We start from the raw sequence: 25,865 nt of genomic DNA, 5'->3' as shown, positions 1-25,865 counted from the left end.
CACCACTGCCTTGCGCGGGCGAGCGGTTGCCGCGAGCTGCTCGAGAGGGTGAGACCCTCAGCCGAGAGTTACTCCCAGAGCGCCTGCTGCGCTGGCCCCAGCGCCGAGGCCAGGCGCGGCGGCTGCTCGGGCAGCTGAAGGTGACGGAGAATGCGCCGGATGACGGCGCCCTGCGTCAGGTATGCCAGCATCCGTCGCTGGCCTCCGCACCTTGGGCACGAGAAGACATCTCCTGCGAACGTCCTGCGCAGCAACCCGGCCCCGTCCAGCCTCGGAGCGTGCTGACGTCTCCCGCAGCTGCCCACAGGTGCCGCCCCTGCAGATGGTGCCTCCTCCTCGCCCGAGGCCGCCGCTGCGGGGAGTGGGGACTGGTGGAGGGGGTGGAAGCAGAGGCTCGTGCACGGAACACGCCTGTGTTGGGGGCCCGGGCCGTGCGGGCGCAGCACCCGCATACCCGGCCCGAGCACCTCAAGCGCAGCCCTCGGCCGTTGGGGCATGCCTCGACGCGCCAGGCATTGAAGCAGTTGCGTGAGCAGTACCGGGCCTTCGTCGCGGCGTTCCGAGAGGCGGCGGCACGGTGGAGGCGAGGGGATTTCTCGGCCAGCTTTCCCCTCTTCTCTTTTCCGCCGCGTGTCGTGCCGGCTCGCCTCACTCGAATCCTCTGACACCCTTTCTGGGGGCCGCACCGTGTCTCCACCAGCCCGGCCCACAGCCCTCGTGGCACCCGTCAGCAGCCCTCCTCTCCCCCTCGGCTCCAGCCCTCTCCCTCAACACGGCCCCCATTCCGCCTATACACATCGTCGGCAAGTGACAGTCCAGCGGTCCGCCCAACTCGGAGTAGACTCGTCGCCATGGGACTCTTGACCTTCAGCATCAACGTCACCCTCGACGGTTGCGTCGACCACCGGGAGGGAATCGTCGACGACGAGACACACGCTTTCTTCACCCGTCTTATGGACGAGGGAGGGGCGATGCTGTGGGGCCGCGTCACCTACGAGATGATGGAGAGCTATTGGCCGGCGGTCGCTCGCGGCGACGAGGAGGCACCGCCAGCAATGCGCGCGTGGGCGATCAAGCTGGAGGCCAAGCCGAAGTACGTGGTGTCGTCGACGCGAACGGACTTCAGGTGGACCAACAGCCACCACATCACCGGCGACTTGCGTACGAGCGTGCAGAAGCTCAAGGACGTAACCCCTGCCGGCGTGCTCCTCGGTAGCGGTAAGCTCGCGACCGAGCTAGACCGGCTGGATCTGATCGACGAGTACAAGTTCCTACTCCACCCCATGGTCGCCGGTCATGGCCCAACCCTGTACCAGAGCGGGCTACCCACCACGCGACGGCTCGAGTTGGTCTCGGCGACGCCGTTCCGCAACGGCGCCGTCGCTATGCACTACCGGCGCGCGCGCGGCTAACAACGGGTTGCAGCGGGCGTTAGACCGACGACCCTCTCCTCCCGCGATCCATGGCCCGTACCGCCCGCATCGTCGCCGTCACCGCGGGGCTCGGCGCCGCGGGCGCGCTCGCGGGCGCGGCCCTGCTCGGGTTCGCTCTCTACCAGGTCGTGTCCGACCCCGAAGCGCTCGGGGTCAGGCCAGAACTCGGGCAGCCGGTGCGTGGCGTAGGGGCTCAGGTAGAGCGAGGTGCCGCCGCGCACCTGGAAACCACGGACGACGTCGTCCGCCACCACCTTGCGGACGATGGAGTAGATGGGCGGATGGATGCGCAGCGTCTCGTCCAGCTGTGGAGGCAGGCTCACGTGCACCGTGAACCGCGAGCCCGGACACGGGTTCCGGCTCGAGCTGACGGATGGGAGCACTGGCAAGGGCGGGTCCATCCGGCTCGTGCTCGACACCGGCTACCGCTTCGATGCGCCGCTGGAGGGCGGCAACGTCACCCTGTTGCCGCTGTGAGGAGGGGCAGGGGAGACAGGTTCAAATCCTGTCTCCCTGGCCAGTCAAATGGTTGAAGCCGCTGGGTCGTGCTCCTGCCTCTTCTTCCCGTCTACTCCACGTCCGCCTACCTGCTCACTGACCGCGCTCGGGAATAGCGGGCGCAGGTCCGCCAGCGTCTGACACAGAAGCTTCAGAACAAGGCTTCAGGGGTTCATTACCCAAGGTGTTGGCCGTTGCGGCTGGGTGTGGTGCCGACGTCCAGCCCGCTCATCACGAGGCCGGGTCATCCCCTCTAACCCTATGAAGCCCAGGAGTCCTCCCTTGGTGAGGACCCGGCTGCTTCGAGGTCCATCCACGAGTGCGAGGAGGTGAATCATGCGGAAGTTGAATCCATGCGGTTGGGTGCTGGGGGCGTTGCTCATGGGCGGGAGCGCCATGGCGGCCGTGAGACCGATGTTCCCGATGGAGCCGGTGGAGATGAATCCGATAGAGATTGGAGCCAACACCGTGGGCAATGCTCCCATCACGGTCCGGGGCTCCTCGGTCTCGGGGGACACGCTGTGGGTGCGCGTCATGCACGGCGGGGGTTGTCGCCAGCATGTCTACGGACTCACGTGGTCTGGGTCGTTCATGGAGTCCCAGCCGGTGCAGGCCCATCTCCAGGTGACCCACAACGCGAACCAGGATTTCTGCAGGGCCCTGCTCTATCGGACGCTCCACTTCGACCTGACGCCGCTCAAGGAGATGCATCGCGAGCAGTACGGCGGCGAGCACGGGAGCGTCATCCTCCGTATCCGGGGCAGCAACGGCATCGGCCAGTTCGTACCCTACACGTTCTGACGGAGGGGCCGGACAGCGCCTTACCCACGCAAGGTGAGGCGCTGTCCGGCCCGCTTCAGCGGATCGACGTCCTCGTGGAGGACATCGTCTCGGGTGTAGGGGTGGTGGATGTCGAGCTCCTCTCCCGCGCTTCGTGTGGTTGAGCGGCAGCGAGCCTTCCCTGCTCGCCGCCGCTGCCATCCTCCTACGCCCAGGCTCCTGTGTGGTGCCGTCCGGCAGCGGGCGTTCGCGGATCACGGTTCATACTTGGGTCTCGGCTTCGATGTCGGCCTCGGCCTCGGCTTCGGCTCCGGTGCCTGTGCCGCCTGCGCGATCAAGTTCGATTTCGTGCTCACGAGGGCGCTTCCACCATTGCCCGACTCGCCGCCAACCGTCCCGATCAACTCAATGACCGTGGAGATCGCCTTGAAGATATCGACGAACTCCTGGAGATCGACGAACAGCCGGTTCTTTGGCGTGATACCCATAATGACATCGATACGGTCCGTATTGATGCCAATGCTTGGATCGACGGTGAGGAACTCATCCACCCAGCGCTCCGAGGGCTTGCCAATAATCCACAAGCCGTCGACGCCGTACTGGAAGAGCTCGGTGCGATGCAGCAGCGTACCGTTCTTGTCGCTGAAGAGCGCGATGAGACCACCCGTGAAGCCGGCCAACTTCACATGAGTGTCGACGTGGGTTCGAATGTGAATGTTTCCCCCATCATCGATCGTCACAATCCCTCGCATGTACTTTCCACCACCGACCACCTTGTCACCGGTGTCAAAGCTCTTGACTCCCATGGCTGCGCCTCCTGTTCAAGCAAAGAAAGGTTGCTCAAATCGACGGCCAACACGGGAACCCGGTTCTGGCTGTCTCCGAGAAGGCCGCGCCTGGTTGTCTTTCCCAGGCATCAGGATGGAGCGCGAGAGAAGCAATTGTGACAGTGGGCCGAGCGCCCATCAGCGAAACGAATAGAACGAGGTGATGTTTTCCGGTGCCGAGGACGACGGGCGGGTCTCCACGCCGGAGACCCGCCCCGCCCCCACCCGCCTAGAAGCGGGCCACGCTGTCGCCCAGGACGTTCTAGGCGCTCCAGGAGCCGCTGCTCGCCGACAGCTGCGTGCGGAGGTGCATCAGCCCGTTGTCTCCGCGGACGATGATGGCCAGCCGGCCGTCGTCGTAGCGGGTGACGGCCGGGCTGGAGGTGATCACTCCGCCGTGCGAGCTCCAGCCGCTCCAGGCCCCGCCGGACAGCCGGTTGCTCCAGATGGCGTTGTCCGTGCCCCGGACGAACACCATCACCGAGCCATCCGTGTTGACGCCCACCGCCGGCTGCGACGTGGACACCAGCGTGCCCAGCTGCATCCACCCCGTCCAGCCGCTGTTGGCCGCCGTCTGGTTCGTGTAGAAGAGCGTGCCGTCGGTGCCGCGGACGAACTGGTACATCCGCTTCTCGACCTCATGGTAGGCCACCACCGGGGTCGTCTGGATGTAGCCGCCCATGTCCGTGCCCCAGTTGTCCCACGAGCCGCTCGGCGCGAGCTGCCACTTGTGCGCCGACTTGCCATCCGACCAGCGCGCGAACAGCTCCAGCCGGCCATCCCCGTTGCGAGACACGGCCGGGCCTCCCACGGTGGTGCCCAGGAAGTTGTCCCAGGTGGTGATGAAGGCTCCGTTGAGGGTCGCCTGGTACTTCGAATAGACGTTGCCCGTGTCGCCCCGGACGAAGAGCTGCAGGCGGCCATCCGAGTTGCGGGCCACCGCCGGATCATCGAAGGTCATGCCGCCCTGGGACACCCAGCCGCCCCAGACTCCCGCGGAGCGCGTGCGCACCCACGTCTCGCCATTGCCCGCGCGCGCCGCCAGCACCAGCTCGCCGTTGGCCTGGTTGCTCACCACCGGGTTGCCCGCCACCGCGCCGGACAGGCTGGACCAGGTGGACCAGCCGCCATTCACCGCCGTCTGCACCGAGCGGTAGAGCAGGCCATCCACCGGCGGGCCCCTGAGGGATCCCGCCTATGGGGACATGCAGCAGACGCGCACGGCGACGGGCAGGTTCTGGTACTTGAAGAACCCCGGCGATGGCCGGCGGTGGGAGCGCTACGGCTACAACAACGACCGCATCTGGCTCGAGCGGGACACGACGCTGCCGGTCGGCGAGGGGCCTGGCGAGGCCTATGACAACACCCCCGCGGGCTCCTTCTGGATGCCGCGCATCTGGAGCCCGGGCAACGGGCGCATCCAGAACTTCTCGACCAACCACAAGTACTTCAACTTCATCAACGCGCCGGTGTGCGGCTACAACGGAAACACCACCGCCTGGCCCAAGGGCCAGCACCAGTTCCGCTTCCTCGGGCCCATCAACATGGGGGGCAACCTGGGCACGGTGGACGTGGCCATCATCGACCGGTACCACGACCGGAGCTGCGCGGGTTGCGAGTGGATGCCGACGGGCGCCGAGCGCTTCTGGTTCGCCAAGGGGCGGGGCTGGGTCCGCTGGGAGTTCTGGGCGGATCGCACCACGGATCCCTACTGGAACTCGAACAACCTGAACGACATCCTCTACAACACGCGGCCGGCGCAGTCCCCCAACACCGCCACGTCCAAGCGCCGCACGTTCAACACGAGCACCACCGCCGTCACCTTCCAGGACGTGTGCACCAGCCTGGTGCCGTAGTCCGCGGGTGACACACGAGCCCCTCCCAGCCCCGCCGGGCAGGGGCGGAATCCATGAGCGGTCAGTCTCCGAGACCCTGGGGGCATTGTTCGCTGGCGGATGGGCCCGCACCTTGTGATTGGCCGTTGGCGCGGGGGGCACCATGTCCGGGAAGAGTGGCGGTGGGCGTGCTCGCATCGCGGGCTTCGTCAGGCCGGGTTTCGAGGCGGTGCGGGAGGTCTTCCTCGAGAACTTCGAGCGCCGGAAGGAGCTCGGCGCCGCCTGCTGTGTCTATTACCGCGGGGAGAAGGTCGTCGACCTCTGGGGCGGCATCCGCAACGCGGCGACCGGGGAGCCTTGGGAAGAAGACACGATGGTCATCGTCTACTCCTCGACCAAGGGCATGGCCGGGCTGGCCATGGCGCTGGCCCATTCACGGGGCTTGTTCGACTACGACGAGCGCGTGAGCACCTACTGGCCGGAGTTCGCCCAGCAGGGGAAGGAGAAGATCACCGTCCGGCAACTGCTCGCGCACCAGGCCGGGTTGTTTGTGTTGGATGTGCGTCCGGACATCGGCCTCGTCGCGGATCCCGACCAGCTGGCGGTGGTCCTGGCGAGGCAGAAGCCTGCCTGGGAGCCAGGGACGCGGCAGGCCTACCACGGCGTCACCCTCGGCTTTTATGAGAGCGAGCTGCTGCGCCGGGTGGATCCGAAGCACCGGACCCTGGGGCGGTTCTTCCAGGAGGAGCTGGCGGAGCCCCTGGGGCTCGACTTCTACATCCGGCTGCCTGAAACCATCCCGGACTCCCGGCTGGCGAAGACTCAAAGGTTCAACATGGCCAGCGCCTTCTTCTCGATGCCCTTCCCGACGTTGCTCGCGGCCCTCAACCCGCGCTCACGCTTCCGCCGGTGCCTGTTGGGCTCGGAGCTGCCGGAGAAGACCGAGCACGTCTATCGCCGCAACTTCGAGGTGCCCGCGGGGGGCGGCGTTGGAACGGCGCGGGCCATGGCTCACGTGTATGGCGTGTTCGCGACGGGCGGCAAGGAGCTCGGGCTGCGCGAGGAGACCCTGCGGCAGCTCATGGCGCCACCCCTCCCGCCGGTTCGCGGCTTCCGTGATGCGTGCTTGAAAGTCGAGGTCCCGTTCTCGCTCGGGTTCGCGAAGCCAAACCGGAAGAACCCCTTCGCGCATCCGAGCGCTTTCGGCGCCCCGGGAACGGGAGGCTCCTTTGGCTTCGCCGACCCCGAAGCGCAGCTCGGCTACGCCTACTTCCCCAACCGCATGGGAGCCCACCTGGCGGACCCCCGGGAGATCGCGCTGCGGAGCGCGGTGTACCGGTCGATTGGGGAGACTGACCCGGCGCTCGTGCGAGGGGGCTCCCGGCGGCGCGGGCTGAGAGCGCCGGTCCGCGAGGGCAAGGCGGCGCGGCCCGTCCACGCGTGACCTGTCAGTCGCACCTCTCCAGGTGAGGGGAGAGGGAGGCCACGCGCTCCATGCCGTTCCCGCGGGGCCCCCACAACTCGTCCCCGTCGCCGATGCCGTCGCTGCCAGGACGGCGGACGGACATGAGCCACCAGGCGCGCCCCTCCAGCATCAGCGCGCCCCGGGCTTCCACGACCGGGGGAGGCAGGTCGCCCAGGCCTTCCGTCGTGCACTCCCGCGAGGCCTGGATGATGCGCATCGCCGTGACGCTCCCGCGCAGCCAGAAGCGCGACTGGCACGAGGCCAACGGATCGTTGGGTTCGGCCTTGGAGCGCAGCTCGCGTCCCTGGCTCGTGTGGCAGAGCCACTCCGAAGCCGTGACGGCCAGGCACCGGGCAGGCGCGTCCTGGGGCGGCCGGATCTCGCGCCAGAGGGTGGTGGGGTCCTCCTCACCGGTGTACCAGGAACTGGCCCTGAGCTGTTTCGCCAGCAGCCGGGACTCGTCGGGCGCTTGGGCCTTCAGCACGCCCTGGATGGCGGACTGGAGCTCCGCGGGCGCCTCCGCAATGGGCCGGGCCTCGGTCTTCTTCGAGAGGGCGAAGCCGGTGGGATTCGGCGGTTCCTGGTTCAGCAGCGGCAGGGCCTGGTAGGGCGTCCCGCAGCTCCCCGTGTACTCGATGGCCTTCGTCTGCGTCCGGATGGGAGCCGCCTCGGGGAGGATGGGGAACCACTCGGAGGGCCCTGACACCAGCCCCAGGAGGACGGGCTCCCAACCCCCCTGCCGGTACACGAGCCGGGGTACCAGCGCCATCCCCGTGGAGCCCGCGAGGAACACGCCCTCCCGCGGGTCCTCCTTCGGCCCGGAGCGCAGCAGGCGCGCGAAGCCCTCGCCACACTCCAGGGCGCCCCATTTCACCTCGCGCCGGACCGCGGGCGCGCGCTCTCCCGAGGCCAGGAGAACCCCCGCCGCCAGGTGCCGGATGCGAGGGGTGGAGTGCTCGAGCAGCCGCGAGGCCTCCTTCACGGTGGCGCGGTTCTTCGCGGCGCGCGCGAAGAAGGCGGGGCCGGCGTCCTTGCAGTCGGACAGCGCCTCCGCCTGCTTCGCCGCGCTCGCATCGTCCGAGACCAGCGCGCGGAACAGCCGGACGAGGCGCTCGTCGGTGGGCTCGAGCGCGTCGAGGAGCTCCTTGCGTCCCGACGGCGAGGACTCGGAGTCCTGCGGTGGCATGCCCAGGATGGCGGGGGCGACGTCCGGCCCCATGGCGGACAGCGCTCGCGTCAGCTGGGCCTTGAAGGGCGGGTAGCTGGCGCGCAGGTAGGTCTGGACGAGCGCGGGCGCGGCGGGGAGTGCACGCGGCCCGAGCAGGCGCAGGGCCCGGGCGGCGGCGGCGGGAATGTCGTCGGGGCCCCTGTCACTCTTGGAGAAGAGGGCCAGCTTCAGGACGGGCAGGGACTCCTGGGGCTCGAGCCGCGTCACCGCCTCGGAGAGCCGGGGGATGGCCGTGCGCTGGCGCGTCACGTCCTCCGCGGCGAAGTCCCGGAGCACCGCGGCGGCATCCAGGGGCGGGGAGCCCATCAGCGGCGCGAGCGCGGGGGGCAGGGGACTCGGAGCGGGTTGGAGGGGAATCGACTCCGAAGCGCCATCCGCGTAGCTCAGGGTCACCTTGCCCTGGGGCTTGGACTGGAACGCCTGTCCGCGGGGACTCTCACCGGAGACGGAGAGGACGAGCTCGGCGCCCGCGCCTTGCGGCGTCGTCCTCCACACCAGCGCGGTGCGAAGCAGCTCGCCGGAGGGGTACTGCAGCAGCTGCTCGGGGGTCTGGCGCGCGGCCACGCTGACCGTCCAGCTGTCGTTGTCGGGCCGGGTGTCCCACAGCACCGTCCCGTCCTCCGCGGAGATCTCCACGTGCCTCAGGACGCTGGCCGTGCAGCCCCGGACGGCCAGCACCAGGTCGGGAGCGCCATCACCGCCGAGGAGCTCGGAGGTGTCCGCGAAGTCCCGCTGGCCCTTGCCCAGGAAGAGCGCTTCCGGTGTGCAGGGCGCGGCGGGCTCCGGCGTCCGGGGACCGGCGGCGGCGGGAAGCCCCAGGCCGAGCGTGAGCAGCAGGGCCCGCCAGGGACGTCCGAAGACGGTGCTCCGGCTGGAACGGCGATGACTTCGCATGGGATACATGTGCCCCCTTCAACGTTGCGCGAGTGAGGATCGGTACGATGGACAAGCGTCCCCAGACTCCCGGAGCCTAGCAGTGTGTCCGTTGGCGCGGGCTCGTGGCCGTGACCTTCAGCGCGGATGGCAAGCACCTGGCCACCGGGAGCTGGGATCGGTCGGCGCGGCTCTTCGAGCTGTCCAGCGGCACGCTGCTCGCGCGCATTCCCCATGAGTCGCCGGTAGTGTCCGTGGCCATCGGTCCCGGGGCGCGCCGGCTGGGCGTGGTGAGTGGCACCCAGGGCTGGGTCTGGCCCGCGCTCCCCGGGGGCTGGGTGACCCAGACCTGTGCGTACCTGGGGCGCGAGCTGACGCCAGAGCAGTGGCGGGGCTACATGACCGGGCTGGAGCCCTACCGGAAGGCCTGCCCCGGCCTGCCGGGTGAGTGAGGATGAGCGGGAGCCGTTCAGGTCCGGAGGCCCATCGTCCAGCGCACCAGGGGGCTGGGGTCCTCTCGAAGCGAGCCGGCGAGGTTCTCGTCCAATTCGTCCACGAGCAGCAGGGCCCAACTGCGGATGGCGGCGGACCGGTCGCGCAGGGCAGGGAGGAGGCGGGTGCCCGGCAGGGCGCGAACCCCCAGGGTCCACAGGGTGCGCGCGGCGGTGATGCGCGTATCCACGCTCTCTGCCTGGTCCAGCAGTGCGGCCAGGAGCAAGGCGTGGGCGGGCGAGCCGGGGCCCGGAGTGATGCGGCCGAGGGTGCGCAGCCAGCTCGCGCGCCGGTACGGGATCTCACTCCGGTCGGCGAGCTTGCGCTGAAGCGGCAGGAGGAGCCCTCCACACTCCGGCCCCGCCGCGTCGAGAACGACGGAGGTCAGGTAGCAGTCGGGCTCCTCGCGCGCGAGGGCCATGAGCCAGTCGCGCAACCGAGGCGTGGCGAGGAGCGGCGTCAGCCAGTCCGCGTCGAGCTGGCTGCCCAAGGTGTGTCCCGTCTCTTCCAGGAGCATGACGAGCAGCTCTCCGGGTTCAGGGTGCTCGGGGAAGAGCGCCTGCCGCTGTGCTGGCGGCAGATGGCACAGGAGCCGGATGAGCGCCAGGCGTTCCTCGGGTGTACCCGCCTCGCGTGCGGCCCGCAGGCACCGGGCGCGGAGCTCTTCGGACGTCGCCAGGCCGCGAAGGGACAGGAGGTCGATGAGGAGCCGGAGTGCCTCCACGCGCCGCGGGCCCGTGGCCTCGTCGACCCACGCCTCCAAGCGATGGAGGGCCTCGTCCGTCATGGCTCCAATGCGCCCGAGGGCCGAGAGGAGCGGTTTCGCGGTGTCGAGGGACTCCGCCTGCTCCAGCCGTTCGAGGAGCCACGTGCGGACGCTCGTGGTGCCCGCCGGTCTGCCCATGGCGGCGATGAAGGAGAGCACCTGGTTCTGCCGGTGCCGGCGGCTCTGGGTGAAGGTTCGAGACAGTAACGGGAAGACCTCCTCCACGAGCCCGAGCGCCCCGATGGCGGTAGCCGCTGGGTCTGCCCTCCTGGGGTCGGATGGAGCCGCGATGCGCGTGAGGAGCGCCTCGATGTCCGCCGCGCCGCAGCGGGCGAGTGCCTCACAGAGCCTCTGTTCCACCGCGTCACGCGGCGCCCTGTAGAGGATGTCCTGCTGGTCGAGGACGCACCGGAGCACCGCCAATCCCCGCTGGACGCGTGCCGGCTCTCCACTCTGGAGCATGGGGACGAGCGAGCCCCGCACGTCCCCGAGGGAGGGCTGGAGGGACTCCAGCGTCTTCAGCGCTTGTTTCGCGACATCCTGGCCGGGGTGGACCACGGCCTCCAGGACGGCCCCCATGGCGGGGCGGGAGGCGGGAGCCAGTACGTCCCAGCCTCGCAGCAGCTCACGTTGCTGAAGGGCCTGGTGGACCGGGTCACCTCCGGTCTCGGCGTAGTAGCTCGCGGCGACCGAGAGCCGCTGCTCCCAGGCGGGCGTCCAGCGCATCTCCCGTTCGCCAATCACGAAGAGGTAGTCGGTGCTTCCCAGCCGCCGCTCGATGTCGAGGCTGAGCACCATCTCGCGAAAGGAGTCGCGTGCCCACTCGGGGAGCGCCGTGTCGATGTCCCGGATGGAGGCCTCGGTGGCGCACGCAATCAACTCCGTCGCGTGCCGCAGGCCGTCCCCGAGAACGTCGTCTTCGCCAGGGATGTACGGCCGCCAGTCCTCCAGGGGCCTCAAGATGACGGGGAAGCACTGGTCGGGCTCCAGGGTGGCGCCGCACTCGCGGCAGTGCCGCCCCGAAGCCCTTCCGCAGGCGTCGCACACGTTGCGTGCGCACCCGGGGCAGCCGTACCAGTGGCCCGCGATGAGGTCCGGATTGAGCGTCTCCTTGCGCTGGAAGGAGAGCATGATCCGGCACTCGGGACAGGCGTGAACCATGGTTGTCCCCAGTCCGTCTCAACCCCGGGTCAGGCCGTAGTAGGACATGATCAGCCCGCAACGCGGCGGCGGAACGTCTCGTCGAACTCTTCCAGCGACGGGTAGACCAGAGGAGGCGTCGTGGCCAGGGTGCGCAGCCGCTGCGCGTAGGACTCCAGGTACCCTGCGCGCTGCTCCGGGCTCACGCGCGCCGCCGCGAAGCTGATGTGGGGCGGCAGCACGTCGAAGCCGCAGAAGCGCAGGACGCCGTAGTTGATGGGGTAGAGCTGCATCATGATGTCGCCGCTCAGGCCCTCGGCGCTGAAGTAGGTCTCCCCGCCGCCCGTGGTCAGCGACAACATGGCCCGCTTGCCCCGGAAGACGCCGCGGTCGTGCCAGCGCCCGCCGCCATAGGCGAACCCCGACGCGAGGACGCGATCCACCCAGCCCTTGAGGATGGCCGGCATCGAGAACCACCACAGCGGGAACTGGAAGATGAGCGCGTCACATGCACTCACCTTGTCCATCTCCGCCTGGATGTCGGGGGCGAAGCCGTGGTGCGCCAGGGCGTGCGCCTCCTCCGCCTGCTGCTTGTAGACGTCCGCGTTGGCCACCGTGGTGAAGTTGCCGCGGCCCGAGACGGGGTTCCACCCCATGGCATAGAGGTCGGACACCTGGACCTCGTGCCCTTCCGCCTGGAGCACCTGCTGGGCGTGACGGGTGAGGGCTCCGTTGAAGCTCTGGGGTTCGGGGTGGGCGTGGACGATGAAGACTTTCATGGCGCCGGAAGTGTAGCCACACGGCACCGTGAGAGGGGAGCCGCATGGAGCGGACCGGGTCTCCTCCCTTGTGCGCTGCTGACGGGTGCGAGAAGCACGAGCCCCAGCCTCACGCCCGGCCCGCGGCCTGCCTGCCCCGGCGCGAGAGCGCGTCGATGGACGCGGCCACCAGCAGCACTCCGCCCGTCACCATGAACTTCACCGAGGACGAGAGCGCCAGCAGGTCCATGCCGTTGGAGATGGAGCCAATCACCAGCGCGCCGAGCAGGGCCGACCAGGCCGAGCCTCGCCCACCGAAGAGGCTGGTGCCTCCGATGACCGCCGCCGCGATGGCATTCAGCAGCACGTCTCCGCTGCCCGAGGACTGGTTGACCGCCATCAGGCGCGAGGCCGCGAGAATCCCTCCGGCCGCCGCCAGCGCCGACGCCAGTGTGAAGACAGCCACCCGGATGCCCTGCACCGGAATGCCCGCCCGCCGCGCGGCCTCGGCGTTGCCGCCCACCGCGAAGATGTGACGCCCGAACCGGGTGTGCCGGAGCACCAGCTCCAAGGCCAGCGCCAGCCCCACGAAGAGCACCACCGCCAGGGGCAGCCCGCGGTCGCGCGTGAACACCGTCATCGCCGCCACCAGCACCGCCGAGGGCGCCACCACGCCCACCAGCGCGCCGCGCCAGGGAGCCAGCGGCAGTCCCGCCGCCGCCCGCCGCCGCCGTCCCCGCAGCACCACCGCCACCTGGAGGGCGATGGCCAGGGCCGTCACCGTCCAGGCGATGCCCGGCTCGAAGAAGGTCCCCGCCAGCCCGATGAGCACCTCATCGTTGAGGTTGACCGTCCCCGTCTCTCCCAGCACGTACAGCAGCGCGCCCTGCCACCCGAGCAGCCCGGCCAGGGTGACCACGAAGGAGGGCACCCGCAGCCGGGTGAGCCAGCTCCCGTGGAAGAGCCCCACCGCCGCGCCCGTCCCCAGCCCCGCCAGGAGTGCGGGCACGGGCGGCCACTGCTGCTTGACGCTGAGGATGGCCATCACCGCCGCCGCCAGCCCGCTCACGGCTCCGGCCGACAGGTCGATCTCCCCCAGCAGCAGCACCAGCACCAGCCCCACCGCGATGGTTCCCATGGCGGCGATCTGCAGCATCAGGTTGGTGAGGTTGACGGGGGAGAGGAAGCGCTCGTTGGCCAGATAGAAGATGAGCCAGATGACGGCCAGTCCCACGATGACCGGGAGGCTGCCCAGCTCGCCCTGCGACAGCCGGCGGCGGTAGCCCGCCCAGGCGCCCTTCAGTCCGGGCTCGTCGGCGATGAGCCGTGGATCCCTCGTCTCGCTGGGGGCGCTCATGGCTTCCCCTTGGACAGCGTCTGGGCCACCTCGGCGGTGTGCACTCCGGTGATGGCCGAGACGACCTCCACCTGGCTCGTGCTCTTCACCTCGAACGTGGCCACCCGCCGGCCGAGCCGCAGCACGATGATGCGGTCGGCCACGGAGAACACGTCCACCAGGTTGTGGCTGATCACCACCACGCCGAGCCCCTGCTCCCGGAGCCGGCGGATGAGGTCCAACACCTGCCGTGTCTGCGCCACCCCGAGGGCCGCGGTGGGCTCGTCCAGCAGCACCACCTTCGGCGAGCCCATCATCGACCGGGCCACCGCGATGGACTGCCGCTGCCCGCCGGACAGCGCCGCCACCTGCGTCCGCACGCTGGGGATGCTCACCGACAGCCGCTGGAGCAGCTCCGCCGCCTGGCGCTCCATGGCCGTCTCGTCCAGCCAGCCCAGCAGGCTCCCGACGCCCCCGGTCCGCGCCTCGCGCCCGAGGAACAGGTTGCCCACCACGTCCAGGTTGTCGCAGAGCGCGAGGTCCTGGTACACGGTCGCGATTCCGAGCGCCGTGGCGCTCTGCGGTCCCTCCAGCTTCACCGGCCTGCCTTCGAAGAACACCTGCCCCTCGTCGATGGGCAGGATGCCGGAGACGGTCTTGATGAGGGTCGACTTCCCGGCTCCGTTGTCTCCCACCAGGGCGACGACTTCTCCAGGGCGGACCTCGAAGTCCACCTGGCTGAGCGCCTGGACGGCCCCGAAACGTTTGGAGACGCCCTTCAGCTCCAGCAGCGTGGCCGGCGGCATGGTTCCCACCCCTGGCTCACTGGAGCTGCGCCGCTTTGCACGCCTGCTGGTAGGCCCCCGTGCAGATCTGCCCGGCCGTCCAGAACCCGTCCGCGACGACGGTGCTCTTCACGTTCTCCCGCGTCACCGCCACCGGCATGAGCAGGATGGAGGGCACGTCCTTCTTGCCGTTGTTCACCTTCCCGTTGACCTTGCCGGCCTCGGGCGGCTGCCCCCGCGCCAGCGCGACGGCGAGCTCGGCCGCGGCCTCGGCCTCGGGCTTGATGGCCTTGTACACCGTGACGTACTGCTCACCGGACAGGATGCGCTGGATGCCGGCCAGCTCGGCGTCCTGACCCGTGACGGGGGGCAGGGGAGTGACACCGGCCGCCTTCATCGCCGCGATGGCGCCGCCCGCGGTGCCGTCGTTGGCCGCGTAGACACCGGTGATCGCCTCCTTGCCGAGCCGGGTGATGGCCTGCTCCATCTGCTGCTGCGCCCTGTCCGGGCTCCAGTCCGGCGTGTCGTACTCGGCCCCTACCGTGAAGCCGCTCCCGTCGATGACCGAGTGCGCCCCGGCCTTGAAGAGCTTCGCGTTGTTGTCGGTGGGCGAGCCGTTGATCATCACCAGCGTCCCGCTCGTCTTGCCGTCCGCCTTCAGCTTGTCCACCAACGCCCGGGCCTGGAGCTGGCCCACCTTCTCGTTGTCGAACGAGATGTAGTAGTCCACATCCGCGTTGACGATGAGCCGGTCATAGCTGATGACGGGCACCTTGGACTGCTTCGCGCGCGCCACGATGGCGGAGGCGGAGGCCGAGTCGACCGGATCCAACACCAGCACGGTGGCGCCGTTGGTGAGTGCCGCCTCGGCTTGGTCCTGCTGCTTGGCGGCGTTCTGGTCCGCGTTGCTGTAGATGAGCTGGCACTCGGGGCACAGCGCCTTCACCTTCTGCTCGAAGAGGGGCCGGTCGTGGGACTCGTACCGGGCCGTCTTGGACTCGGGCAGGAGCAGGGCGATCTTCTTCTCCGCCTTGTCCGGCGCGGCCCCTCCGGCGCCAGCCGCCTCGGGCTTCTTGTCCCGGTTGCAGGCCGCCGCCAGGAGCAATCCCAGTGCGAGCGCCGACACACGACCGCTGAAGCCGCTGTTCGAGGAACGCATCTCTCCTCCTTACGTCAGGCCCGCGTGCCGCGGCAAAGGGACGGAGAGGATTCGTCCTCCAGGCGACGCGCCAGAGCGTGCATGAATGACAATGGGGTGAGTGCCCCTTCCGGAAGGCCTTCGCATGACACCTGTGTCACGGGGGTCATGAATTCCCGCGCGCCTCGCGAGCCGCGCTGTCCAGACAACCCCGGTCCCGCTCCTGGGGAACGCGGCGCGCGGACTCCCGGCATGGGTCGTGCTTATCCGCGCCCCGGCCGGAATCGACTCTTCCTGGAGGTCTTGGCGTGATGCGAATGGTTCTTCTGCTGGGCGTGGTGATGTGGGCCGGATGTGGAGACGAGGTGCGTACCTACCGGATCGCTCCGTACCTGGAGCCGGGCCAGGGCAACTGCATCGAGTGCAGCGTCGCGTTGAGCCTGCGGGCCACCGAGGAGCGCGGCGACGGCACGCTGAACGTCACGCACTTCTACCCCGAGACGTTCAAGGAGCAGGGCTTCACCTTCAAGTGGGGCGTGGAGCAGCGCGTCGAGATCGAGATGGAGCGGTACCCCACGGACATGGAGGATGACCCGGGCGTGCGCTTCACCTTCCGGCGCGTCCTGGAGCGCCACCCGGTGGAGCCTGGAGCCCGCTTCACCATGACCTTCCCGGAGGCGCCTCCTGGCGTCTACGCGGAGAAGATCCTCGTGAGGGAGGGCGACGGGTTCCTGCTGCAACAGGCGGAGCGTCTCGAGTGTGGCTCGGCGGAGCTGTGTGAGCAGCTCGCCGCGCGCCGCCCGGGTGAGGCGGGCTTCGCACTCGAGGTGGCGTACCCCGAAACGGAGGGAGCGCCGCTCCGGCTCCACGCCGTCCGGGACCTGCCGTGAGGGTCACCCCGGGCGCGGAGAGGCCCTGCTCGCGAGCCCCTCGCGGACGGCCCTGAGGAGGGCATTCGCGGCCACCTCGCAGTTGTCCGCGGAGCAGATGGCGGACACCACCGAGACGCCATCCGCCCCCGCGGCGATGACCGCCGCGGCGTTGGCGGGGGTGATGCCACCGATGGCCACGATGGGGACGGGCAGCAGGCGCCGCAACCGGGCGAGCTCCTCCAGTCCGAGCGCCGGGGTGGCGTCCGCCTTGGAGCCGGTGGGGAAGATGGGGCCCACGCCCGCGTAGTCCACCAGCGCCGGGTCCAGCGTGGGCAGGTCCGCCGGCCCGGTGATGGACAGGCCCACCAGCGCGCCGGGCCCCAACAGCCGCCGGGCCACCTCGGGGGGCAGGTCACCCTGTCCCACGTGGACTCCATCCGCTCCCAGCGCCAGCGCCAGGTCCACCCTGTCGTTGACGATGAGCGGCACCCCGAGCGGCCGCAGCCGTGCGAGCAGGGCCCGGCCCAGCTCCAGCGTCTCGCGCGTCGAGGCGTCCTTCTCGCGCAGCTGCACCACGGTGGCTCCGCCGCGCACCGCGGAGAGCACTACGTCCACCAACTCGCGCCCGCGCGCCATCAGGCGGTCGGTGACGAGGTAGACGGACAGGTCGGGCACGGGGTGGGACATGGGGAGCCTCCTCAACGCACGCGGGCGCGGGCGCGCACGGTGGCCTCGTCCAGGGTGTGGAGCGCGTCCAGCAGGTGCAGCTGCAGAGAGCCCGGTCCCTTGGATTGCTCGGCGGCGAGCTCCCCGGCCAGGCCCAGCACGGCGAGGGCGCGCGCGGCGGCCAGCACCGCGTCGGGCTCCACCGCCAGGAAGGCGCCCACGAGCGCGGACGCCGTGCACCCCATGCCCGTCACCCGGGACATGAGCGGGTGGCCGTTTTCCACCGCCACGACGCGGGTGCCGTCGGTGACGTAGTCCGTCTTGCCCGTGACGGCCACCACGGTGCCCAGGCTCGAGGCGAGCCGCCGTGCCGCTTCGAGCGAGGCCTCGGAGGACTGGGTGCTGTCCACCCCGCGCGTGGCGCCCGCCTCGCCCGCCACCGCGAGCACCTCCGAGGCGTTGCCGCGGATGACGGCCGGTGCCTGCCGCGCCAGCTCGGCGGCCGTGGTGGTGCGGTAGCGCGTGGCCCCAGCGCCCACCGGATCCAACACCCAGGGCACGCGCGACTGGCGCGCGGAGTGGATGGCCAGCCGCATGCCCTCCACCCAGGCCGACGAGAGCGTGCCGATGTTCACCACCAGCGCCTGCGAGATGGCCGCGAACTCGGCCACCTCCTCCCGCGCATGCACCATGGCGGGCGAGGCCCCCACGGCGAGCAGGGCGTTGGCCGTGTTGTTCATCACGACGTAGTTGGTGATGTTGTGCACGAGCGGCGAGCGCTCCCGCACCGCCTTCAGTGACTCCCACACTCCAGCGATCAGCTCCACCGCGAGCTCCTCTCCAGCCGTTCTCTTCCGCACATCGACTAACCGCGCTCTCACCCCGGCCATGCCCATCGAATACCTGCTCAGCCGCGGCGTTTGAGCTCGCGGGCGACCACCTCGCAGCCGGGAACATACCGGCCCTGCACAGCCTCCAGCGCGCGCGCCAGCGTCAGCTCGGCGATGCGCTCGTGCCGCTGCGGCAGCGAGTTGACGCGCAGCGGTAGGAAATCGAGCAGGCGATCGTCTCCGAACGTCGCCAGCCGCAGCGCCCGTGGCAGGCCGGCGGGTGATTCGAGCAGCACGTCGAGCACGCCCTGCAGCAACGTATAGGAACTGGTGACCAGCGCGTCCGGCAGGCCGTGCTCGGCGAGCAGTCCACGCATCAGCAGGGCGCCGCTCTCGCGGTCGTAGCGGGCCCCGGTGGCCTCGTGGACGTGCTCGACGCGTCCCTTGACGGCACGCCGGAAGCCCTTGCGCCGCTCGATGCTGATCGAGAGCGCGGGCACCGCATCGAACCAGGCGATGCTTCGTGTGCCCTCGTCCATCACCGAGCGCGTCAGCATCTCGGCGGCCGACACGTTGTCGCTGGTCACGCAGACGAAGTGCTTCGGGTCCAACGCGCGGTCCACGGCGATCACCGGCGTGCCCGCCTCCATCAGCTCCGTGTAGAACGGATCCTTCGCGGGCAGGGCGCTCGCCACGATCAACGCATCGCAGCGCCGTGCGCGCAGGGCCAACGCGAGCTCCCGCTCGGATTGGGGGTCATCGCCGGAGCCGACGATCAGCACCTGGTAGCCCTCGCGCCGGGCGCCGTGATCGAGCAGCTTCGCGAGCCGCGCATAGCTGGCGTTCTCGAGGTCCGGCACGATGAAGCCCAGGGTGTGGCTGGCGCCGCGCCGCAACGCCGCGGCCTGGGCGTCGATGCGGAAGTTGTGCTCTTTGACCACGGCCATCACCCGCGCCACCGTCTTGGGGCTGATGCGGCGCGCCTCGGCCTGGCCGTTCAGCACGTAGCTGGCCGTGGTCCGCGACACGCCTGCCAGCCGGGCGATGTCCGCGAGTGTCATTTCGGCCTCCTGAATCCAGGGAATTTCGGGTGGGTGCTGGACATTGAATCCACGTAGGTGACACGATTCAGCACGTCATCTATAAGCCTCGGGACGGGGAGGATGCAACGGATGCTGACGCTGACTCGGGACGATGTCCGGCTGGGGTGCCGCGCCGCCGATTGGCGTGCGGCGCTCGACCAGGCGGCCGATGCGCTGGTGGAAGCAGGCCGTGTGTCAGCGGAATACCGCGAGGGGTTGCTCGCCCGCGAGGCGCAGTCCTCCACCTATCTGGGCCACGGCATCGCTATTCCCCACGGCACGCCGGAGAGCCGGCGCTACGTCCGCTCCACGGGCGTGCGCGTGCTGCAGTTCCCGGACGGCGTCCAGTGGCACGACGGCACCCGGGTGAACCTGCTGGTGACGATCGCCGCGCAGTCCGACGAGCACCTCGACATCCTGCGTCAGCTCACGCACGTGCTGGAGCGCGACGGCGTGGCCGAGACCCTGGCCGGTGCGAAGAACGCCGACGAGGTGATCGCCATGCTGTCCCGCATGCCGGTGTCCGCGAGATTCGATGCCGGGACGCTCTGCCTGGGGGTGCCGGCCCATGACCGTCTGGAGCTGGCCCTGGCCGCGGCGGCGCGTCTGCGCCATGCCGGGTGTGTGGACGCGGCCTTCATCGCGGCGATCGCCGGACAGCCGCCGCAGCCCCTGGGCCAGGGGCTCTGGCTCGTGTTCGGCACTGCCGGCGTCAAGGCGCCCGCCCTCGCGCTGGCCACCCCGGAGCAGCGCTTCCGTGACGACGCGGGAGAGGTCTCCGGCGTCTTCTGTCTGGCCGCCCAGGGTGACACCCATCGCTCGCTGCTCGTGCGGCTCGACGAGCTGCTCGCGCGCGGAGAAGGGGAGAAGCTCGCTGGCCTGCCCGCCGAGCAGGTCCTGGCGCGGCTGTCGGGAGAGTCCGCGCGGGCCGAGACCGCCCGCATCCGCCTGCTCAACGCCCACGGGCTGCATGCCCGGCCGGCCAGGGAGCTGGTGCTGGTGGCACGGGCGCATACCGCCGAGGTCCGCGTCCGCCTGCTCGAGGGCAACGGGGAGGCGGTCTCCGCGGCCAGTCTGACCAAGGTGCTCGGGCTGGGCGCGCGGCGGGGCCAGACGCTGGTGTTCTCCGCGGAAGGGGAGGGGGCCGCGCAGGCCGTCTCGGCGCTGGTGGAAGCGGTGCGTGGCGGCTTGGGCGAGCCGGTGACGCCGCTCCAGGAGACGCGCGAGGAGAGCGCCGCCCGGACCGCGCATGCCGCCCCGGTGAAGCCGGTCATCGCTCCGGTGGCCGACGAGCCGCTGACAGCCGTGCCGGCCTCGCCGGGCCTCGCCATCGCGCCCGCCTACGTGCTGCGGCTGCCGGACTTCCGTTACCCCGAGCGAGCGGACGATTCCGCGCGGGAACGCGTACGGCTCGAGCGCGCGCTCGAGGGGGCCCGCCAGCAGCTCGAAACGCTCGTACAGCGGACGGTGGGCGGGGAGGTCGCGCAGATCCTCTCCATCCACGCGGAGATGCTCGGAGACCCGGATCTACGCGATGCGGCCCACGAGGCCATTGGCGAAGGGGCCTCGGCCGAGGCCGGCTGGTGGCGTGCGATCAACACCGCCGCGCGCACGCAGGAAGCGCTCGCCGACCGGTTGCTGGCCGAGCGCGCCGCGGACCTGCGCGACGTGGGCCGCCGCGTACTGGGCCTGCTGTGTGGCGTCGAGATGCCGATGCCGCCGGAGCAGCCCTACATCCTGGTGGCCGATGACGTGGGGCCGTCCGACGTCGCGCGGCTGGATACGGCGAAGGTGCGCGGGCTCGTGACCGCGCGCGGAGGAGCCACCTCGCACAGCGCGATTCTCGCGCGGGCCCTGGGCATCGCCGCCGTCGTCGGTGCGGGCGAGCGCGTGTTGGCGTTGACCTCCGGTGTCGAGCTGATCGTCGATGGCGAGAGCGGACGTGTCGTCGCGGCCCCGAGCCTTGCGCGCCGCCAGCGCACCGAGAAGCGCATCGACGAGCAGGAGGTGCTGCGGCGGGCGGCACATTCCCGGCGGCACGAGGAGGCGCGCACACTCGACGGCCACCGGGTGGAGGTCGCCGCGAACCTGGGCAACACCGCGCATGCGGCGGATGCCGTCGAGCGCGGAGCCGAGGGCATTGGCCTGTTGCGCACCGAGTTCGTGTTCATGGCACATGCGGAGGCGCCAGACCTGGCGACGCAGATCTCCGAGTACGGTGAGGCCTTCGATGCGCTGAAGGGCCGTCCGCTGGTGGCGCGCACGCTGGATGTTGGTGGCGACAAGCCGCTGACGTACTGGCCGATGCCCCAGGAGGACAACCCGTTCCTCGGCGTGCGCGGCATCCGTCTCACGTTGATGCGGCCGGAGGTGCTCGAGACGCAGATCCGCGCCCTGCTGACCGCCGCCGGTCCCCGTCCGGTGCGCATCATGTTCCCCATGGTCAAGGACATCGAGGAGTTCCGCGCCGGCAAGGCGATCTTCGATCGCGTGCAGGCCGAGGTGAAGGCGGCCGATGTCCAGCTCGGGGTGATGATCGAAGTGCCGTCCTGCGCCCTGCTCGCGCCCACGCTCGCGAAGGAGGCCGACTTCTTCTCGATCGGTACCAACGACCTCACGCAGTACACACTCGCGATCGACCGCGGCCATCCCCAGCTCTCCGCGCAGTCCGATGCGATGCACCCGGCCGTGCTGCGGCTGATCCACCTGACGGTCCAGGCCGCCCATGCCGAGGGCCGTTGGGTGGGGGTCTGCGGCGAGCTCGGGTCCGATCCCCAGGCCATTCCGGTGCTGGTCGGCCTGGGCGTGGACGAGCTGTCCGTCAGCAGCCGCCGCGTGCCGCTGGTGAAGGCCGCCATCCGCGAGCTGACGCTGCCGCGGGCGCGTGAGCTGGCCGAGATCGCACTGAGACAGCCGACCGCCGCCGCGGTGCGCGAAGCCCTGGAGGTGGTGTGATGGCGAGGATCCTGACGTTGACGCTCAACCCCGCGCTGGATCTCGCGATCCGCGTCGGCCCCATCCGGCTCGGCGAGGTCAACCGCACCGAGAGCACCCGGCTCGACGCCGCGGGCAAGGGCATCAACGTGGCGCGCGTCCTCAGGGACCTGGGCCATGACGTCACCGTGTCTGGCCTGCTGGGTGCTGACAACGAGACGGCGTTCGTGCGGGCCTTCGCCCGGTACGGGTTGCACGATGCGTTCGTGCGGATACCCGGCGAATCGCGCATCAACGCGAAGCTCTCCGAGCCGGACGGGCGCGTCACCGATCTGAACGGGCCGGGTCCGCTCATTCCGGCGCACGCCCTGGACATGCTGTCCGTGCGCCTGGGGCCCCTGCTGCCCGGAATCGAGGCGGTCGTGATCTCCGGCAGCCTGCCGCCGAACATGACGCCCGCGCAGCTCGCCAGCCTCATCACGCGGATCCGCGAGCGCCAGGTCCCGCTGTGGCTCGACACCAGTGGTCCGGCGCTGGTGACGGGGCTGACCGCGCGGCCCACCGGCGTCAAGCCCAACGAGACCGAGCTGGCCGACTGGGCGGGCCACCCGCTCGATACTCCCGAAGCGCGGCTCCAGGCGGCGCTGCGGCTCAATGCCGAGGGCATCGAGGACGTGCTGGTCTCCGCCGGTGCCGAGGGGGTGATCTGGGCCCAGCGCGGTGACGTCCTGATGGCCGAGTCGCCGCGGGTGACGGTTGTCAGCACCGTCGGCGCGGGTGACACGCTGCTGGCGGGCACACTGCACGGCATCATGTCCGGCTGGCCACGCGAGCGCGGCCTGCGCTTCGCGACGGCGCTCGCCGCCGAGTCCGTGCGGCACATCGGCGTCGGCGATCCGAATGCCGGGGACCTCGATGTGCTTCAGCGGCAGACCGCCGTCCGGAGCCTGACGGTGCAACCACTCACCGGGGAGACGCATCGATGAACGTGATCGTCATCACGGCCTGCCCGAGCGGCGTGGCCACGACCTTCCTGGCCTCGCGGGGCCTCGAGCGTGCCGCGAAGCGGCGCGGTTGGACTGTGACCGTGGAGATGCACAGCCAGTTGGAGCCGGTCGTCCCCATCGGACCAGCGGCGCTCGAGGCCGCCGAGCTGGTCGTCGTCGCGGCGAGCGCGCCCGTCGACGTCTCCAGGTTCGTGGGCAAGCGTGTCTATCAGGCGCCGATCGCGGAGGCGCTGCCCGACCCGGACGCATTCCTGAAGCAGGCCGAGTCCGGCGCCAGACCGCTGACCTCGGCCGCCGCGGCCAGCAAGACCGAAGCGGCGCCCGCGGCCTGGTCTCCAGAGAAGGGGGGACCGAAGATCGTGGCCGTCACCGCGTGCCCGACGGGGGTCGCCCATACGTTCATGGCGGCCGAGGCGCTGACCCGGGCCGGACAGGGGCTCGGTCATCCCATCCGCGTCGAGACGCGAGGGTCGGTGGGCGCCCAGGACCCGCTGAGTGCGGAGGAGATCCGGGACGCCGAGGTGGTCATCCTGTCCTGCGACATCGAGGTGGACTCCTCGCGGTTCGTGGGCAAGCGGGTCTGGCGGACCTCGACGGGCACCGCGCTGAAGAAGTCCGAGCAGACGATTCGCGACGCCCTGGAGAAGGCGCAGGTGATGGCCGGCCAGCCGGGCCGGGCGGAGGCCGCGGGCGGCGGGGGAGGCAAGGCGGGCGGCCGGGGTGGCCCCTACCAGCACCTGTTGACCGGCGTGTCGTTCATGCTGCCGATGGTCGTCGCGGGCGGCCTGCTGATCGCCCTGTCCTTCGTGTTCGGCATCGACGCCTTCAAGCAGGAGGGCTCGCTGGCGGCGGCGCTGATGCGCATCGGCGGTGGTGCGGCCTTCAAGCTGATGGTGCCGCTGCTCGCCGGTTACATCGCGTACTCCATCGCCGACCGGCCCGGAATCGCTCCCGGGATGATCGGCGGCTATCTGGCGAGCGAGCTCGGGGCCGGTTTCCTCGGCGGTATCGCCGCGGGCTTCATCGCCGGTTACGCGGCGCGGGGCCTGAGCCGCTACGTCAGGCTCCCGGCCAGCGTGGAATCACTCAAGCCCATCCTGATCATCCCGCTCGTGGCCAGCCTGGTGACCGGGCTCGTGATGATCTACGTCGTCGGCGCGCCCATGGCGGCCATCATGTCGGCGGTGACGGGCTTCCTGACGAACATGAACTCCGGCAACGCGATCCTGCTCGGCGTGCTGCTGGGCGCGATGATGTGTTTCGACCTCGGGGGGCCCATCAACAAGGCGGCGTATACCTTCGGCGTGGGGCTGCTGTCGGCGGGCGCTGGCTCGTACGGGCCGATGGCCGCGATCATGGCGGCCGGCATGGTGCCGCCCATCGGCATGGGCCTCGCGAGCCTCTTCGCGCGGAAGAAGTTCTCGGAGCCGGAGCGGGAAGCGGGCAAGGCGTCGCTGGTGCTGGGCCTGTGCTTCATCTCCGAGGGGGCCATCCCCTTCATGGCCAAGGATCCCCTGCGCGTGATTCCGGTCAGCATGGTGGGCGGAGCGCTGACGGGCGCGCTGTCGATGTACTTCGGCGTGCAGTTGATGGCCCCGCACGGTGGACTGTTCGTGCTGCTGATCCCCAACGCGGTCAATCACGTGCTGCTGTATCTGCTGTCGATCACCGCGGGCTCGCTGGCCGTGGGCGTTGGCTACGCGCTGCTCAAGACCGGCAAGGCCGAGCTGCCGGGCGCGGCGGCAACCCCGCGGGACAAGCAGTGGGGCGTGGGGGCCCGGGACGACCGCGCGGCGGCCTGAGCCGGGCGGTTTCTCCCGGGGTGGGTTCACTTCCCGGTGAGTGCAATGCTCTAGTCCTCATCCCTGGCCAGGGTTCATCGCCAGACGAGGAGTCAGAGCATGATCGCGGTAGAGCGCTTCACGGTCTCCATCCCCGAGCAAATCCTGGTGGATCTCCACCAGCGCCTGACGCGGACGCGGTGGGCGGGGGACTACGGCAATGAGGGCTGGGCCTACGGCACCGAGCAGGGGTACCTCTCCGAGCTCGTGCGCTACTGGGCGAACGAGTTCGACTGGCGTGCCCAGGAGCGGGCCATCAACGCCTTCTCCCACTACCGCGTCAATCTCGAGGGCGTCCCCCTCCACTTCATCCACGAGAAGGGCCAGGGCCCGAGCCCCATGCCGCTCGTCCTGACCCATGGCTGGCCGTGGACGTTCTGGGACATGCACAAGGTCATCCGCCCCCTGACGCATCCGGCCGAGTTCGGGGGAGATCCGCGAGATGCCTTCGACGTGGTGGTGCCCTCGCTGCCCGGCTTCGGCTTCTCCACGCCCCTGAAGCAGACGGGGGTGGACTTCATGCGGACGGCCGATCTCTGGGTGCGCCTCATGGAGGGCCTGGGCTACTCGCGTTTCGGCGCGCAGGGGAGTGACGCCGGCGCGTTCGTCTCCTCGCAGCTCGGTCACAAGTACCCGGAGCAGGTGCTCGGCCTCCACCTCACCTTCCCGATGCCCCTGGATGCGAACACCAATCCCAGGAGCATTCCCCCTCCCGAGGCCTACGCTCCCGACGAGCAGGAAGCCCTCGCCCGGACCCTGCGCTTCTTGATGGAGGGCACCGGCTACGTGGGCCTCCAGAGCACGCGCCCGCAGACGCTCGCGTATGCCATGCACGACTCGCCCGCGGGCATGTGCGCCTGGTTCCTCGAGAAGCGCAGGGCCTGGAGTGACTGCAACGGGGATGTGGAGAAGGTCTTCTCCAAGGACGAGCTGCTCACCGCGATGACGCTCTACTGGGTCACCGAGAGCTTCAACAGCGCCACGCGCTTCTATTACGAGACGGCCCACCACCCCTGGACGCCCTCGCACCCGGGCCCTCGCGTGGTCAACGTCCCCACGGGCGTCACCATCATGCCGAGGGACGTCGTCCAGATGCCGCGCAGCTGGGCCGAGCAGTACTACGACCTCCGCAGCTGGAACGTCCTTCCCGGCGGCGGCCACTTCGCGCACATGGAGCAGCCGGAGCGGCTGGTTCAGGACATCCGGAACTTCTTCCGGCCGCTGCGGGGCTGAGGGGCCGGCCCGCTGATAGGGCAGGGCTATCAGCGCGATGAAAACG

The 25,865-nt window shown here is 70.0% G+C and carries 24 protein-coding genes; 11 read left to right on the top strand and 13 right to left on the bottom strand.

What is annotated here, in order from left to right:
* Positions 1-68: 68 nt before the first annotated feature.
* A complete protein-coding gene (locus tag NR798_RS31865) occupies positions 69-191 on the bottom strand; it encodes a hypothetical protein (RefSeq protein WP_375766296.1) in 123 nt (40 codons plus the stop codon).
* Between the two features lie 660 nt (positions 192-851).
* Here NR798_RS31865 and NR798_RS31860 point away from each other — a divergent pair.
* Entirely contained in the window at positions 852-1,412 is a 561-nt protein-coding gene (locus tag NR798_RS31860; protein WP_375766295.1) for a dihydrofolate reductase family protein, read from the top strand.
* Here NR798_RS31860 and NR798_RS31855 read toward each other — a convergent pair.
* Positions 1,409-1,756, bottom strand: a complete 348-nt coding sequence (locus NR798_RS31855) for a cytochrome P450 (RefSeq protein ID WP_375766294.1) — start codon at positions 1,754-1,756, stop codon at positions 1,409-1,411. The genes NR798_RS31860 and NR798_RS31855 overlap by 4 nt on opposite strands.
* A gap of 7 nt (positions 1,757-1,763) precedes the next feature.
* Between NR798_RS31855 and NR798_RS31850 the strand changes: the two genes are divergently transcribed.
* Positions 1,764-1,910: a hypothetical protein gene (locus NR798_RS31850; RefSeq protein WP_375766293.1), complete on the top strand. Its 147-nt coding sequence runs from the start codon at positions 1,764-1,766 to the stop codon at positions 1,908-1,910.
* A gap of 357 nt (positions 1,911-2,267) precedes the next feature.
* Positions 2,268-2,732: a hypothetical protein gene (locus NR798_RS31845; protein WP_375766292.1), complete on the top strand. Its 465-nt coding sequence runs from the start codon at positions 2,268-2,270 to the stop codon at positions 2,730-2,732.
* 233 nt (positions 2,733-2,965) lie between these two features.
* On the opposite strand, the gene NR798_RS31840 is transcribed toward NR798_RS31845, so the two are convergent.
* A complete protein-coding gene (locus tag NR798_RS31840; protein WP_375766291.1) occupies positions 2,966-3,517 on the bottom strand; it encodes a hypothetical protein in 552 nt (183 codons plus the stop codon).
* A gap of 283 nt (positions 3,518-3,800) precedes the next feature.
* A complete protein-coding gene (locus tag NR798_RS31835) occupies positions 3,801-4,709 on the bottom strand; it encodes a hypothetical protein (protein ID WP_375766290.1) in 909 nt (302 codons plus the stop codon).
* 34 nt (positions 4,710-4,743) lie between these two features.
* Between NR798_RS31835 and NR798_RS31830 the strand changes: the two genes are divergently transcribed.
* Both NR798_RS31830 and NR798_RS31825 read left to right on the top strand, forming a co-directional pair.
* On the top strand, positions 4,744-5,394 hold the full coding sequence (locus NR798_RS31830) for a hypothetical protein (RefSeq protein WP_375766289.1): 651 nt from the start codon (positions 4,744-4,746) through the stop codon (positions 5,392-5,394).
* Positions 5,395-5,536: 142 nt separating this feature from the next.
* The gene (locus NR798_RS31825; RefSeq protein ID WP_375766288.1) at positions 5,537-6,817 is read left to right on the top strand and encodes a serine hydrolase domain-containing protein; all 1,281 of its coding nucleotides are present in this window, start codon (positions 5,537-5,539) and stop codon (positions 6,815-6,817) included.
* A gap of 4 nt (positions 6,818-6,821) precedes the next feature.
* On the opposite strand, the gene NR798_RS31820 is transcribed toward NR798_RS31825, so the two are convergent.
* The gene (locus NR798_RS31820; RefSeq protein WP_375766287.1) at positions 6,822-8,960 is read right to left on the bottom strand and encodes a hypothetical protein; all 2,139 of its coding nucleotides are present in this window, start codon (positions 8,958-8,960) and stop codon (positions 6,822-6,824) included.
* 104 nt (positions 8,961-9,064) lie between these two features.
* Here NR798_RS31820 and NR798_RS31815 point away from each other — a divergent pair, with 104 nt between their 5' ends.
* The gene (locus NR798_RS31815; RefSeq protein WP_375766286.1) at positions 9,065-9,391 is read left to right on the top strand and encodes a WD40 repeat domain-containing protein; all 327 of its coding nucleotides are present in this window, start codon (positions 9,065-9,067) and stop codon (positions 9,389-9,391) included.
* 17 nt (positions 9,392-9,408) lie between these two features.
* Here NR798_RS31815 and NR798_RS31810 read toward each other — a convergent pair whose 3' ends face one another.
* From NR798_RS31810 to NR798_RS31790, 5 genes are all read right to left on the bottom strand, one after another.
* Positions 9,409-11,358 carry a hypothetical protein gene (locus tag NR798_RS31810; protein ID WP_375766285.1) on the bottom strand — a complete coding sequence of 650 codons (1,950 nt, stop codon included), beginning with the start codon at positions 11,356-11,358 and terminating at the stop codon, positions 9,409-9,411.
* Between the two features lie 50 nt (positions 11,359-11,408).
* The gene (locus tag NR798_RS31805; RefSeq protein WP_375766284.1) at positions 11,409-12,116 is read right to left on the bottom strand and encodes an NAD(P)H-dependent oxidoreductase; all 708 of its coding nucleotides are present in this window, start codon (positions 12,114-12,116) and stop codon (positions 11,409-11,411) included.
* 109 nt (positions 12,117-12,225) lie between these two features.
* Positions 12,226-13,452 carry a sugar ABC transporter permease gene (locus NR798_RS31800; protein WP_375766283.1) on the bottom strand — a complete coding sequence of 409 codons (1,227 nt, stop codon included), beginning with the start codon at positions 13,450-13,452 and terminating at the stop codon, positions 12,226-12,228.
* The gene (locus NR798_RS31795) at positions 13,449-14,237 is read right to left on the bottom strand and encodes an ATP-binding cassette domain-containing protein (protein WP_375766282.1); all 789 of its coding nucleotides are present in this window, start codon (positions 14,235-14,237) and stop codon (positions 13,449-13,451) included. Before NR798_RS31795 ends, NR798_RS31800 begins: the two co-directional genes overlap by 4 nt.
* A 16-nt stretch (positions 14,238-14,253) precedes the next feature.
* Positions 14,254-15,375, bottom strand: a complete 1,122-nt coding sequence (locus tag NR798_RS31790; protein ID WP_375766281.1) for a sugar ABC transporter substrate-binding protein — start codon at positions 15,373-15,375, stop codon at positions 14,254-14,256.
* A 290-nt stretch (positions 15,376-15,665) separates the two neighbouring features.
* Here NR798_RS31790 and NR798_RS31785 point away from each other — a divergent pair, with 290 nt between their 5' ends.
* Positions 15,666-16,244 carry a hypothetical protein gene (locus NR798_RS31785; RefSeq protein ID WP_375766280.1) on the top strand — a complete coding sequence of 193 codons (579 nt, stop codon included), beginning with the start codon at positions 15,666-15,668 and terminating at the stop codon, positions 16,242-16,244.
* Positions 16,245-16,247: 3 nt separating this feature from the next.
* On the opposite strand, the gene thiE is transcribed toward NR798_RS31785, so the two are convergent.
* From thiE to cra, 3 genes are all read right to left on the bottom strand, one after another.
* Positions 16,248-16,913 (bottom strand): thiamine phosphate synthase, encoded by a 666-nt coding sequence (gene thiE / locus NR798_RS31780; protein ID WP_375766279.1) that lies wholly within the window; start codon positions 16,911-16,913, stop codon positions 16,248-16,250.
* 11 nt (positions 16,914-16,924) lie between these two features.
* Complete coding sequence (gene thiM / locus NR798_RS31775) at positions 16,925-17,719, bottom strand: hydroxyethylthiazole kinase (protein WP_375766278.1); 795 nt, start codon at positions 17,717-17,719, stop codon at positions 16,925-16,927.
* Between the two features lie 80 nt (positions 17,720-17,799).
* Positions 17,800-18,783 carry a catabolite repressor/activator gene (gene cra / locus NR798_RS31770; RefSeq protein ID WP_375766277.1) on the bottom strand — a complete coding sequence of 328 codons (984 nt, stop codon included), beginning with the start codon at positions 18,781-18,783 and terminating at the stop codon, positions 17,800-17,802.
* 111 nt (positions 18,784-18,894) lie between these two features.
* On the opposite strand from cra, the gene ptsP reads away from it, so the two are divergent.
* From ptsP to NR798_RS31750, 4 genes are all read left to right on the top strand, one after another.
* A complete protein-coding gene (gene ptsP / locus NR798_RS31765; protein ID WP_375766276.1) occupies positions 18,895-21,759 on the top strand; it encodes a phosphoenolpyruvate--protein phosphotransferase in 2,865 nt (954 codons plus the stop codon).
* Positions 21,759-22,724: a 1-phosphofructokinase gene (gene pfkB, locus NR798_RS31760; protein ID WP_375766275.1), complete on the top strand. Its 966-nt coding sequence runs from the start codon at positions 21,759-21,761 to the stop codon at positions 22,722-22,724. Before ptsP ends, pfkB begins: the two co-directional genes overlap by 1 nt.
* Positions 22,721-24,547: a PTS fructose-like transporter subunit IIB gene (locus tag NR798_RS31755; protein ID WP_375766274.1), complete on the top strand. Its 1,827-nt coding sequence runs from the start codon at positions 22,721-22,723 to the stop codon at positions 24,545-24,547. The genes pfkB and NR798_RS31755 overlap by 4 nt, the downstream gene beginning before the upstream one ends.
* Positions 24,548-24,646: 99 nt before the next feature.
* A complete protein-coding gene (locus NR798_RS31750) occupies positions 24,647-25,819 on the top strand; it encodes an epoxide hydrolase family protein (RefSeq protein ID WP_375766273.1) in 1,173 nt (390 codons plus the stop codon).
* Positions 25,820-25,865 lie beyond the last annotated feature (46 nt).

Source organism: Archangium gephyra (genome assembly GCF_042230915.1).
Lineage (GTDB): Bacteria > Myxococcota > Myxococcia > Myxococcales > Myxococcaceae > Archangium > Archangium gephyra_B.
Note: the sequence above shows the minus strand (reverse complement) of the source record. Positions and strands in the feature narration are given on the sequence as shown.